Annotated in this window: 1 protein-coding gene and 2 pseudogenes; all 3 read left to right on the top strand. The window is 68.2% G+C overall.

The window, feature by feature from the left end:
* The first annotated feature begins 6 nt into the window (after positions 1–6).
* Positions 7–11079 (top strand): non-ribosomal peptide synthetase, encoded by an 11073-nt coding sequence (locus tag BO996_RS21975; protein ID WP_156898003.1) that lies wholly within the window; start codon positions 7–9, stop codon positions 11077–11079.
* Positions 11079–14042 (top strand): annotated as a pseudogene (locus tag BO996_RS21965) (amino acid adenylation domain-containing protein); the annotation flags it as partial. The gene BO996_RS21975 and the pseudogene BO996_RS21965, both read left to right, overlap by 1 nt.
* A gap of 161 nt (positions 14043–14203) precedes the next feature.
* Positions 14204–14308, top strand: a pseudogene (locus BO996_RS29865) (phosphopantetheine-binding protein); the annotation flags it as partial.
* Between the last annotated feature and the right edge of the window lie 3 nt (positions 14309–14311).

Raw genomic sequence — 14311 nt, 5'->3', positions numbered from 1 at the left:
ATCGCCATGACAGCACCGCAAGATATTCAGTCCCTGCGCGCCCGGCTCAGCCCCGAGCAGCGTGCCCAGCTCGATGCCCGCCTGCGCGGCGGCGGCAGCCCGGCCGTGCGCGCTGGCCAGGACATTCCACGCCGCGATCCGGCCAGCCCTGCCCTGCTGTCCCATGCCCAGCGCAGCCTCTGGCTGACCTGGCAGCTGGCGCCCGACAGCCCGGCCTACAACCTGGCCGGCAGCCTGGACATGGAAGGCCCGCTGGACGCGGGGGCGATGGCTGCGGCGCTGGACGATCTGGTGGCGCGGCACGACATCCTGCGCACGCGGATCACGGCCGGCGACGATGGCCAGGCGCTGCAGGCGGTGCAGCCGATGCAACCGGACGGGGCCACGTCGCTGCAAATGCCTGTGGTCGATATGCCAACGCAGGCTGCGCTGGAAGACGCATTGGCCGGCTTCGCGCAGACGCCTTTCGCCCTTGACCGCCAGGCGCCGCTGCGCGCCTGCCTGTACCGCCTGGACGCGCAGCGCCATGTGCTGGCGCTGTCGCTGCACCATATCGCGGCGGACGGCTGGTCGCTGCGCATCCTGGTCGACGAGCTGCTGCACTGCTACGAGGCCCGCTTGCGCGCGCAGCCCCCCGCACTGGCACCCATGCCCATCCAGTTCGCCGACTACGCGGCCTGGGAACGCCAGCGCCTGGACGGCGGCGAGCGCGAGCGCCAGCTGCGCTACTGGCGCGAACGCCTGGGTCAGGAACACGCGCCGCTGGAGCTGCCCCTGAGCCATGCGCGCGGCGCCGTGACCGGCGCGGCCGAGGGCCGGCACCGCTTTGTCTGGCCCGCCGAGCTGTCCGATGCGGTGCGCGCGCTGGCGCGGGCGCGCGGCGCCTCGCTGTTCATGGCCATGACGGCCTTGCTGGACCTGTTGCTGTACCGCCTGAGCGGCCAGCGCCGCATCCGCGTGGGCACGCCCATTGCCAACCGGGGCAAGGCCGAGACGCATGGGCTGATCGGTTATCTGCTCAACCTGCAGGTGCTGCAGGTCGATGCCGCACCGCAGATGGGCTTTGGCGAACTGCTCGAACAGGTGCGCCAGGCCGTGCTGGATGCGCAGCAGCATGCGGACCTGCCATTCGACATGCTGGTCGAGGCGCTGGCGCCCGAGCGCCTGCCGGGCGTGCATCCGCTGTTCCAGGTCAAGTGCACGCAGCAGGACGCCATGGAGCGCGAGCGCAGTGCCGCCGGCGTGCGCGTGCGCATGCAGACACTGACGGCAGGCCAGGCGCATTTCGACCTCAGCCTGGACTTCACCGACCGGGCCGAGGGCATCGAATGCGTGTTCATCCACGACACGGGCCTGTTCGATGCGCAGCGCATCGCCGTCTTCGCGGACAGCCTGACCCGCTGCGCCCGGCAGGTGGTGGCCGCGCCCGATGCCGCGCTGGCGGCCATCGCGCTGGCCGACCCGGTTGACGTGGCTGACGGCGGCGAGGCTCCCCAGGCCGCAACCGTGCTTGCGCTGTGGAATGCCGCTGTTGAACGCCAGGGCCTGGGCATGGCGCTGCGCGCCGAAGCGCGCACCGCATCCTTCGTGCAGCTGGACCGCGCGGCCAACCGCCTGGCCGCGCAGCTGCGCGCGCAGGGCCTGGGACAGGAAACCCGCATCGGCGTGCTGGCGCCACGTTCGCCCGAGCTGGTGCTGGGCATGCTGGCCGTGCTCAAGGCCGGCTGCGTCCATGTGCCGCTGGACCCCGAGCTGCCGGCCGAGCGCCTGGCCTACCAGCTGCACGACTGCGGCGCACGCCTGCTGCTGGCGGCGCAGCCCGTGGCGTGGCAGCCGGCGATTCCTGTCTGGCCGCTGGCACTTTCCGACGACATGGAGCCTGAAGCCACCACGCAGGAGCCCGTCACGCTCCACCGCGACCAGGCCGCCTACCTCATCTACACCTCGGGCTCCACGGGCCAGCCCAAGGGCGTGGTGATCAGCCACGGCGCGCTGGCCAACTATGTGCAGGGCGTGCTGGCCCGGCTGGACCTGCCGGCCGGCGCCTCCAGCATGGCCATGGTGTCCACCGTGGCCGCCGACCTGGGGCATACGGTGCTGTTCGGCGCGCTGTGCTCTGGGCGCCTGCTGCACCTGATGGCCCCCGAGCGCGCCTTCGATCCCGATGCCTTTGCGGACTACATGCACACGCACCAGGTCGATGTGCTCAAGATCGTGCCCAGCCATCTGCAGGCCCTGCTGAACGCTGCCCGGCCCGCGCAGGTTCTGCCACGCCATTGCCTGGTGCTGGGGGGCGAGGCGACGGGCTGGGCGCTGCTGGAGCGCATCACCGCGCTGCAGCCCGCTTGCCGCGTGCTCAACCACTACGGCCCCACCGAGACCACGGTGGGCACGCTGACCCAGTCCGCAGACCAGGCCGACCGTGCAGCCGCCAGCCTGCCCATGGGCGTGCCGCTGGGCGGCACCGTGGCCCATGTGCTGGATGCGGCGCTGCAGGCCGTGCCTGCGGGCCTGCCGGGCGAGTTGTTCATTGGCGGAGCGGGTCTGGCGCGCGGCTACCAGGGCCGGCCTGCGCTCAGCGCGGAACGCTTTGTGGCCAGCCCCTTCGAGCCCGGCCTGCGCCTGTACCGCACGGGCGACCAGGTGCGTCAGCGTGCCGACGGCAGCCTCGAATTCCTGGGCCGTCTCGACGGCCAGGTCAAGATCCGTGGCTTCCGTGTGGAGCCCGGCGAAGTTGCCCAGGCGCTGCGCGAGCAGCCTTCCGTGCGCGAGGCCGAGGTGCTGGCTCTGGCCAGCGAAGACGGCCAGCTGCGGCTGTGCGCCTATCTGGTGCGCGAACCGGACCAGCCGGGCGACCATGACGGCCTGCGTGCAGCGCTGGGCGCCCGGCTGGCCGACTACATGCTGCCAGCGCACTTTGTCGATCTGCCTGCCATGCCGTTGACGGCCAACGGCAAGCTTGACCGCCGCGCGCTGCCAGCTCCTGTGCCGCAGGCGGCAACGGCTGCCACCGACGGGGGCCAGGCGCCCCAGGGAGCCACCGAGCAGCTGCTGGCCGAGATCTGGGCGCAGGTGCTGCGCACCGAGGCGCCCGGCCGCCATGACAACTTCTTCAGCCTGGGGGGCGACTCCATCCTGGCGCTGCAGATCGTGGCGCGCGCACGCAAGCGCGGCCTCAAGCTCACGCCCAGGCAGCTCATGGAGCAGCAGACCATTGCCGCGCTGGCCGCAGCCACGGGCGGTGCCGTGGCGGCCGCACCAGCTGAGACCACCGCCCCGGCAGCCCCGGCCGCTGAAGCCGGTGCAGCATTTGGCCTGACGCCTGTGCAGCACTGGTTCTTCGAACAGGCCTTTGCGCAGCCCCACCACTGGAACCAGTCTGTGCTGCTGACTTTGGGCGAGGTGCCGGACCTGGCGCGCCTGCGCACGGCGGTCGATGCCGTGGTCACCCAGCATGAGGCGCTGCGCCTGTGCTTCGCCTGCAAGAACGGGCGCTGGACGCAGTGCGTGGGTGCCACCCCCGCGCAGGCGCCGTTCGAAACCCAGGACCTGTCGGCCGAGCGTGACGCGGGTGCGGCCATTGCGCGCACCGCCGCAGCGCTGCAGACGACGCTGAGCCTGGAGCGGCCATTCAAGGCCGTGTGGCTGGATCTGGGCGGCACGCGCTCGGGCCGGCTGCTGCTGATCGCCCACCATCTGGTGGTGGATGCCGTCTCCTGGCGCATCCTGATCGAGGACCTGCAGACCGCCTATGCGCAGCTGGGCAAGGCCCAGGCTGTCGATCTCGGCCCGCGCACCAGCGCCTTGCGGGAATGGGCGCAAGCGCTGCAGTCGCGCGCCGCACAGTCCGCAACGCAGGCCGAACTGGCCCATTGGACCGAGACGCTGGCGCAGGCCGGCGCGCCGCTGCCCGGCCACGCCGCAGGCAGCAACACCGTCGCGGACACGGTCACGGTGGAGTGCAGGCTGGGCGAGGACCTGACCGAACAATTGCTCAGCGAAGTGCCGCCGGCCTACCGCACCCAGATCAACGACGTGCTGCTGACGGCTCTGGCACGCACGCTGTGCGCCTGGGACGGGCGCGACAGCGTGCTGGTCGAACTCGAAGGCCATGGGCGCGAGCCCTGGAGCGAGGACATGGACCTGGCCCGCAGCGTGGGCTGGTTCACCACGCTGTACCCGGTCTGCCTGCGACCGGGTGCCGACGCCGAGCCGGGCGCGGGCCTCAAGGCCATCAAGGAGCAGCTGCGCGCCGTTCCCGGCAAGGGCCTGGGCTACGGGCTGCTGCGCCATCTGGCCCCCCAAGGAACGCAGCTGCCGAAGCTGCAGCCGCAGCTCACCTTCAACTACCTGGGCCAGCTGGACCAGGCGCTGGACGGTGGCCTGGGCTGGCGGCTGGCGCGTGAGCCGGTGACCGGCCAGCGCGCACCGCAATCGTCGCGGCGCGCCTGGCTGGAAGTGGTGGCCTGCATACAGCGCGGCGAGCTGGTGCTGCAGTGGCACTACAGCGCAGCCGTGCACGATGGGGCGACGGTGCAGGGTCTGGCCGATAGCTTCCTGGGCGAGCTGCAGGCGCTGATCGCGCACTGCGTGGACGGCGGGCGCGGCGTGACGCCCAGCGATTTCCCGCTGGCCGGGGTCTCGCAGCAGCGGCTGGACAGTCTGCCTTTGCCTGCTGCGCAACTTGCCGATCTGTATCCGATGGCGCCGCTGCAGGCGGGCATCTTCTTCCACAGCGTCACGCAGGAGCAGGGATCGGCCTATGTCAACCAGTTGAGGCTGGACATGCGCGGCCTTGATGCGCAGCGGTTCCGGGCAGCATGGGAGGGCGCCTGTGACAGGCACGATGTGCTGCGCACCGGATTCTTCCAGGACACGCAAGGCCTGCTGCAGTGGGTGGCGCGCAAGGCGCAACTGCCCCTGGTGCAGCTGGACTGGCGCGAAGGTCCCGGGGGCGCTGCCACGGATCTCGATGATCTGGCCAGGCAGGAGCGCGAACGCGGCTTCGACTTTGCCGCACCGCCTCTGATGCGGCTGTGCCTGGTGCAACTGGGGCCGGACAGCTTTCATTTCATCTGGACCCGCCACCACCTGCTGCTCGATGGCTGGAGCACGGCCCGCCTGCTGAGTGAAGTCATGGGCCACTATGGCGGCGCCGCCGTGCCTGCACCGGCGGCGCAGTACGGCAGCTATATCCGCTGGCTGGGCCGCAGGGACTGTACCGCCGCGCGAAGCTATTGGCAGCAGCGAATGGCCGCGATTGCCGTTCCGACACGACTGTCCGATGCGCTGGCAGGTGATGCCGTTTCCGGCTATGGCGAACGGACGACGTTGCTGGATGCCGCAGCGACGGCTAGGCTGGCCGCCTTTGCGCGCGCCGAGCGCGTGACCCTGAACACCCTGGTTCAGGCAGCCTGGGGCCTGACCCTGGCGCATTGCCTGAGGCAGACGACCGTAGTGTTCGGCGTGACGGTGTCGGGCCGGCCTGCGGATCTGGCCGGCGCCGAGGAAATCCTGGGACTGTTCATCAACACTCTGCCCATCGTCCTGGAGGTGAACGAGAGCTGCTGCATCGGCGATTGGCTGCGCGCCGTGCAGTCGTTCAATGTGCAGGCGCGGGAACACGAGGCCATTCCCCTGCACGAAATACAGCAACTGGCCGCCTGTCCGGGACAGGACCTGTTCGACAGCATCGTGGTGTTCGAGAACTATCCCGTGGATGAGGCCTTGAGGCAGAAGGGGCAGGACGGCCTGGTCCTGGGCGATCTGTCGAGCCGGGACGAGACGCACTATCCGCTGACCCTGGTGGTGAACCAGGGGAGTCGGCTGTCCATCGGCTACGGCTATGCGAAAGACAGGATTGGCGATGCTGCGGTGGCCCAGATCGCAGCCCGCCTCGAACAGATTCTGCAGGCCCTCACGTCGCCGGGTGCCGAAAGCCTGGGAGCGCTGGATCCCGTGCCGCAGGAGCAGCTGCGTGCACTGAGGGATTTGGGTGCGCCGGGGCAGGCCCCGCCGGGGTCCGGAGACATCTGCCGGCTGCTGGACGAGCAGGCACGAAGGCAGCCGGATGCCGAGGCCCTGGTATTCGGAGACCTCCGCCTCAGCTATGCGCAGCTGCACCAGCGCGCCAACCGCTTGGCGCATGGCCTGATCGGGCTGGGCGTGGGGCCAGATACAAGAGTCGGCGTGGCCACGGAGCGGTCGGCCGACACGGTCATCGGCATGTTGGCCGTGCTCAAGGCCGGCGGCGTCTATGTGCCGCTGGACCCGGACTATCCCCAGGAGCGCCTGGCCTACATGATCGAAGACAGCGGCATTGCGCTGCTGCTCACCCAGAGTGCGCTGCAAGACCGCATCCCTGCCGCGCCATCGCTGCGCCGCCTGTCCATCGATGTCCTGGCGTTCAGCTCCGAGCCCGATCAAGCGCCGCAGCGGACCATCCATGGGGACAGCCTGGCGTATCTGATCTATACCTCTGGCTCCACGGGCCGCCCAAAGGGCACGGCCGTGCCGCACAGGGTAGTTTCGCAACTGGCGGCCTGGCAGATGCAGCGCCTGCCGGGCGCATTTCGCACCCTGCTGTTCGCGTCGCCATGCTTCGATGTGAGCGTGCAGGAAATCATCTGCGGCCTGAGTTCGGGCGCTACCCTGGTCCAGACCTGCGGTGACGACCGCCATGACTTCTCGCTGCTGCTTGATCTCGTGGCGCGCCAGGCGGTCGAGAGGCTCTATTTGCCGTTCGCCGTTCTGCAACTGTTTGCCGAAGCCGCGCTGGCGCGCGGCGAGTCCCTGGGCCATATCCAGGAAATCATCACGGCCGGCGAACAGCTCAAGCTCACGCGGCCCTTGCTCGACTGGTTGGACAGGCATCCGCAATGCCGCCTGGTCAATCACTACGGCCCCACGGAATCCCATGTGGTGAGCGATTTCATCGTCGATCCCTGCAACGCCGCGGAGCTTCCGCCGATTGGCCGTGCGGCTTCCCAGGCCCAGCTGTATGTGCTGGACGGCCAGCTGCGTCCGGTACCCCAGGGCATGCCTGGAGAGCTGCACATCGCGTCCACCGTTCTTGCACGGGGCTACTTCCGCAGGCCCGCCATGACGGCCGACAAATTTGTGGCCGACCCCTTCGACGGTGCAGGCGGTCGCCTGTATCGCACTGGTGACCTGGTGCGATGGAATGCCGCAGGCCAGCTCGAATATCTGGGGCGCCTCGACCATCAGGTGAAGATCCGCGGCCACCGCGTGGAACTGGGGGAGGTGGAGGCCAGGCTCTCTGCCTGTGTCGATGTCAGGGAGGCGGTGGTTGTGGCGCGGCGGGCCGGGGCGGCCGTGCAGCTTGTGGCCTATGTCTCGCTGTCTGAAGACGCAGGGTGCGGCGCGGACGCGCTGAGGCAGAAGCTGGCGCAGTCATTGCCCGACTACATGGTGCCGGGCCGCATCGTGGTGCTCGATGCCCTGCCGCTGAATGCGAATGGAAAGGTCGACAGACACCGGCTGCCCGAGCCTGCAGACCTGCCGAGGGAGGGCTATGAGCCGCCCCAGGGGGCTCTCGAAAGCGCCATCGCACGCATCTGGGAGGACATTCTGGGTATGGAGCGGGTGGGGCGCAGCGACAACTTCTTCGAGCTGGGAGGACATTCGCTGTTGGCGCTGCGCTTGTTGGAAAACCTGCGAGCGCAGGGCATGGACGCGCAGGCGCGCATGCTGTTCCAGAACCCTGTGCTGGCCGGCTTTGCCCATGCCGTGCAGCAGCAGGGGGCGAGGCGCCGGTTCGTCATTCCCGAGAACCTGATTCCACAGGACTGCAGCGCGCTGCAGCCCGACATGCTCGGCCTGGTGGCGCTAAACGCGCAGGAGATCCGCACCATCGAATCCCAGGTCCCCGGGGGCGCGCCCAACATCCAGGACATTTACCCGCTGGCCCCGCTGCAGGAAGGCATCTTCTTTCACCATCTGCTGCAGCCGCGCGGCGATGTCTACATCGTTTCGCATGCGCTGGGCTTTCGCAGCCGGGAACTTCTCGAGGGATTCATCCACGATCTGGACCAGGTCATCGCCCGCCATGACGTGCTGAGAACGGCTATTGTGTGGGAGGGCTTGAGGGAGCCGGTCCAGCTCGTTTGCAGGCGGGCGCAACTGAAGCTGCACTGGATGCAGGACGATGAGTGCGCGCAGCTGGCTGAACCGTCCGGCGACCTGCTGCAAGGCCTGAAGAACCATATCCATGGCGGTGACTTCCGCATCGATGTGAGGCAGGCGCCCTTGATCGAGGCATTCGCGGCCCATGACGTGCCTGCCGGACGATGGCTGCTGGTCTTCGCCAGCCACCACATCGTGCTCGACCATGCGACGCTGGATCTGGCGATGGACGAGATCGCGCTGATCCAGCAGGGCCGCCATGGCGAATTGCCTGAGCCGGTGCCTTTCAGGAACTTTGTCGCCCATGCACGGCATGGCATCGCCGAGTCCGAGCATGAAGCCTTCTTCAGCGACATGCTGGGCGACGTTGACGAGCCGACCACGCTGTTGGGCATGTCCGATGTCCTGGGCGACGGCCGCGATGTCGAGGAAGTGCGCGCTTCGCTGGAGGACGGGCTCGCTGCGGCCGTGCGCCTGCAGTCGCAGCGGCACGGCGTGAGTTCGGCCACGCTGTTCCACTTGGCCTGGGCCCAGACGCTTGCGCAGTTGACGGGCAAGGACGACGTGGTCTTCGGAACCGTGCTGTTTGGCCGCATGGACAGCGGGCAGGGCGCGCACCGCTCCCTGGGCCTGTTCATCAATACCTTGCCCATGCGCGTGCGCCTGGGGTCGCGCAGCCTGCGATGCTGCCTGATGGATACCCACGGTACGCTGGCTTCCCTGCTGCACCATGAACATGCCAGCCTTGCCCTGGCCCAGCGCTGCAGCAGCCTGCCTGGCGACGTGGCCCTGTTCTCCTCGTTGCTGAACTACCGCTACAGCCGCACCGAGGGCGTGCGTGCCGAGCACCATTGGGAGGGCATGGAGTCGCTGGGGTCCAGGGACCGCACCAACTACCCGGCCACGGTAGGCGTCGACGATCTCGGCCAAGGCTTCTCCCTGGCCGTGCAGGTCATCAAGGCGATAGGCGCAGCGCGCGTGCATGCCGTGCTGCTCCAGGTCCTGCATGAAATCACCTCGGCGCTGGCCGAGCGTCCCGATATGGCCGCCTGCGAAATCAAGACCATGCCGGCCGACGAATGGGCCGGGCTGCTCGATGCCGGCTCCAACACCGAGCGCCATGCGCATCCGCTGCCCGTGCACGAACTCATGGAGCGCCAGGCCCGGCTGCGTCCCCGTGCCCCGGCCTTGGTCTGCGGTGATGTACGCCTTGACTACGGCACGCTCAACGCCCGCGCCAACCGCTTGGCCCGCCATCTGGTGCGGCAGGGTCTGCGGCCGGGTGTCCGGGTCGGCCTGTGCGTGGAGCGCAACGCCGACATGGTCCTGGGCGTGCTGGCCGTGCTCAAGGCGGGCGCCGCCTATGTGCCGATGGACCCCGAGCATCCCGCGCAACGTCTGCTGGCCATGGCGCAGGACAGCGGTCTGGGCCTGCTGCTGGTGCACGGGCATCTGCGGCCGCATTTTGCGGGGCTGGGTCCCGATGTTGCCGTGATGGCGCTCGACGGCCTGGATCTGAACACCGAATCCGATGCCGATCTCGGTCTGGCCCTGCATGCCGAACAACTGGCCTATGTGATCTACACCTCGGGATCAACAGGCAAGCCCAAGGGCGTGATGGTGCGGCACGCGGCACTGTCCCAGTTCATCCTGAGCATGCAGTCCCGCCCTGGCATGCAGGCCGACGATGTGCTTTTGGCCGTGACCTCGCTGTCCTTCGATATCGCAGCGCTCGAACTCTATCTGCCCCTGTCCTGCGGCGCACAGATAGTGCTGGCTCCACGTTCGGCGGTGCGCGACGGCCAGGCCCTGGCACGGCTTGTGGAGGCCAGCGGCACCACGGTGCTGCAGTCGACGCCGGCCGGCTGGCGCTTGCTGCTTGCGGCGGGCTGGCCTGCCAGACCTCCAATGCGCCTCAAAGGCCTGTGTGGCGGCGAAGCGCTGCATGAGGACCTGGCGCAGGAACTGCAGACGCTTGGTGTGGAGCTGTGGAACATGTATGGGCCCACGGAAACCACCATCTGGTCCAGCGCCCAGCCTGTCGTGCAACAGGCCGTCCCCGAGGTGGGCCATGCCATCGCCGACACGCGTCTGCTGGTGCTGGATGCAGGCTTGCGTCCTGTGCCAGAAGGCGTGACCGGCGAGCTCTACATCGGGGGCGCCGGCCTGGCGCGCGGCTATTCCGACCGTCCGGGTCTGAGTGCGGAGCGCTTTGTTGCGGACCCATTCAGGGATGCCGGCGAGCGGCTGTACCGCACCGGGGATCTGGTGCGCTGGACGGCTCCGGGCAGGCTGCAGTATCTGAGCCGCATGGACCATCAGGTCAAGGTGCGGGGCTTTCGCATCGAACTCGGCGAGATCGAGGCCCAACTGCTGGCCCAGCCCGAAGTGCGCGAGGCCGTCGTCGTGGCCCGGCCAGACCCTGAGGGGGCAAGACTGCTTGCCTACGTGGTGGCCGCTGCGGACACGTGCATCGACGCGGCGCAGCTGCGCCAGAGGCTGGGCGAGCTGCTGCCCGACTACATGCTGCCTTCGGGCATAGGCGTGCTAGAGGCCTTGCCTCTGAACGTGAATGGAAAGGTGGACCGCCGCCGGCTGCCCGCCGTGGAGTTCGAGGCGCAGCAGGTCTACGAGGCGCCGAGCACGGAGGCCGAGCAGATGCTGGCCGGCATCTGGACCCAGCTGCTGGGCGTCGAGAAGGTGGGCCGCAACGACAGCTTCTTTGCCATGGGCGGTCATTCGTTGCTGGCCGTGCAGCTGGTGGCCCGCGTCCAGGGCGCCATGCAAGGCGACATGGAGATACGCGACGTTTTCCAGAACCCGGTGCTCAGCGACATGGCCGCATGTCTGCGGCCTGTTGCTGCAGCCACGGATGCCAAGCAGGCCTTGGCAGACATTGATTCCTTTATAGACAGTATCGAGGGGAGCCTTTGATGAACGAAATCTCGACACGCCGCATTGCCGAGCGTTTCGCCCAATTGCCGCCAGAGCAGCGCCGCATGGTCTATCAGAAGATCAGTGCCGAAGGCATGCGGATTGGGCAATTCCCCATTCTGGCGTGCGAGGCTGCGGTCCAGGAATGCAGTGCCCTGTCCTACGCGCAGCGCCGGCAGTGGTTTCTGTGGCAGCTCGATGCCACGAGTTCGGCCTATCACATCGCGCAGGCCACGCGGCTGCTGGGTGAGCTGGATCTGCAGACGTTGCGCGCATGCTTTCAGCTGCTGGTGGATCGCCATGCCGCGCTGCGCACCGTCTTCACCGCCGGCGGTCCGGCAGGCGTGGAGCAGCGGGTTGCGCCCGGCCTGGCCCTGGACATTCCGCTGATCGATCTGAGCGGATGTGATGACGACCGGCGCGATGCCTTGGTGGACGAGGCGGTGGCCGCAGTCAACCGGCAGCCGTTCGACCTGGCCCGGCAACCGCTGTTGCGAGCTGCCGTGGTGCGCCGGCATGCGCGCGAGCATGTGCTGGTGGTGGTGATGCACCACATCGTGTCTGACGGCTGGTCCATGCGGGTGCTGCTCAAGGAGTTCCTGCAGGCCTATGACGCGATGTCGCGCGGCGAAGCGCCTGTGCTGGAGGCGGCTCCCATCACCTATGTCGACTACGCCAACTGGCAGCGGCAGTGGCTGGAGGCCGGGGAGAACGAGCGCCAGCTGGCCTATTGGCGGGGCCAGCTCGGCGACACGCATCCGGTGCTGCAACTGCAGACCGACCATGCGCGGCGCGCCGATGGCCGCTACACCGCAGCACGTTGCACGGTGCTTGCCGACGAGCCACTGACCCGGCGCCTGCAGGCGGCTGCGCAGTCCCGTGGCGCATCGCTGTTCATGGCCTTGCTGGCAGGCTTCCAGGCGCTGCTGCATCGCCATACCGGCGAGTCCGACATTCGTGTCGGTGTGCCCAATGCCAACCGCAACCGCGTGGAGACCGAGCAGGTGGTCGGCTACTTCGCGAACACCCAGGTCTTGCGCGGCCGCCTCGACGGCCGCACCACTCTGGGCGAATTGCTGGACCAGGCAGTGCGCACCACGCTGCAGGCCCAGGATCATCAGGACCTGCCGTTCGATGTGCTCGTGGAGTCTCTACAGCCGGAGCGCGGCAGCGGACACAGCCCGCTGTTCCAGGTGATGCTGAACTTCCAGCAGGCGCAGGCGGCCTCTCTTGCAAACCTGCCGGGGCTTGGGCTTGAGGCCTGCGAGATCGGCGACCAGGCTGCGCAGTTCGAACTGACGTTGGACATCGGGCTGGACGGCTCCGGGCAGATGCGGCTGACCCTGATCTATGCACGAGAGCTGTTCGAGCCAGAAACCATGCGCAGAATGGCCGGCCACTATGTGGCGCTGCTCGAAGCCCTGTCCGGCGATTTGGCCCTGGCCCTTGGCGAGGTCCCGCTGCTGGACCCTGCCGAGCGGCAATTGCTGCAGGCCCGGGGCATGGGACACGACCTGGACCGTGCGCCGGCTGCCGGCGGGCAGTCGCTGATTCACCATCTGATAGAGGACCAGGCGCGGCGGCACGGCGCGGCCGTTGCCGTGACCTGCGAAGGGCAGGCGTTGAGCTACGCCGAACTCAATGCGCGCGCCAACCGCCTGGCACACCACCTCATTGCGTGTGGCCTGGTGGTTGAGGCCAAGGTCGGATTGATGGTCGAGCGTTCGCTCGACATGGTGGTTGGCCTGCTGGCCATCCTCAAGGCCGGCGGTGCCTATGTTCCGCTGGATCCCCGGTATCCGGCCGACCGGCTGGCCCATATGTTGCAGGACAGCGATATCTCGCTGCTGCTGACACAGCAGGCGCTGGCCCCGGCTTGCCCGCAGCGCAGCGGCATGGTGATGCTGGCCATCGATGGGCTGGATCTGGAGGGGGAGTCCGATCTCGATCCGGCCCTAGCCCTGCATGCAGACGGCCTGGCCTATGTGATCTACACCTCCGGCTCCACGGGCCGCCCCAAGGGCGCGCAGCTGAGCCACCGCAACGTGGCGCGGCTGCTGGACGCCACCGAGGCCTGGTTCGGCTTCGGGCCTGACGATGTCTGGACGCTGTTCCACTCCTACGCCTTCGACTTCTCGGTCTGGGAGATCTTTGGCGCGCTGTGCACGGGCGGGCGCCTGGTGGTGGTGCCGTACTGGGTCAGCCGCTCGCCCCAGGAATTCCTGGCTTTGCTGCGTGCGGAGAACGTAACGGTTCTCAATCAAACACCTTCGGCCTTCGGGCAAATCATGCACAGCCCGGCGCTGCATCGTGGCGAAGGCCTGTCGCTGCGCTGTGTGATTTTTGGCGGCGAGGCGCTGGAGCCGGCAACGCTGAAGCCCTGGTTCGACCTTTTCGGCGACCAGAGCCCCAGGCTGATCAACATGTACGGCATCACCGAGACCACGGTGCATGTGACCTACCGGCCGATCACGCGGGCGGACCTGGACCGTGGGCGCAGCGCCGTGGGCCTGCCCATTCCCGATCTCGGCCTGCGCGTGCTCGATGCCGACCTGAATCCGGCGCCCATGGGCGTGGCCGGCGAACTCTACGTGGCCGGTGCGGGCCTGGCCCGGGGCTATGGCGGCCGTGCGGACCTGACGGCGCAGCGCTTCATCGCCGATCCGTTCGGTGCGCAGGGCCGTCGTCTTTACCGGACCGGCGATCTGGTGCGCTGGAGCGCCGAAGGAGAACTGGAATATCTGGCCCGCATGGACCAGCAGGTGAAGATCCGCGGATTCCGCATCGAGCTGGGCGAGATCGAAGGCCAGTTGCTCGCGCAGCCCGAGGTGAACGAAGCCGTGGTTCTGGTTCGGCCATCACCTGCGGGTGAGCGGTTGGTCGCCTACGTGTCCGCAGCCCGGGACTGCGAACCCGATCCGGCTGCGCTGCGTGCGAGGCTGGAGGCGGGCTTGCCCGACTACATGGTTCCTTCCGCCATCATCGTCATGCCCGAGGGCCTGCCCCTGAATGCGAACGGCAAGATCGACCGCAAGGCCCTGCCCGAGCCCGATGCCCCCAGGACCTTGGATACCAGGCGCCTGCGGAGGGCGCCGAGGCCGCCATCGCAAAGATATGGGCCGAGGTGCTGGGCGTGGAGCGCGTCGGGCGGCGCAGCAGCTTTTTCGAACTGGGCGGGCACTCGCTGCTGGCGATACAGCTGCTGGAACAGGTCCGCAACCAAGGTTGGGCT

Origin of the sequence: Delftia sp. HK171, assembly GCF_001886655.1 — a bacterium.
GTDB classification, from domain to species: Bacteria; Pseudomonadota; Gammaproteobacteria; order Burkholderiales; family Burkholderiaceae_C; genus Comamonas; species Comamonas acidovorans.
Note: the sequence above shows the minus strand (reverse complement) of the source record. Positions and strands in the feature narration are given on the sequence as shown.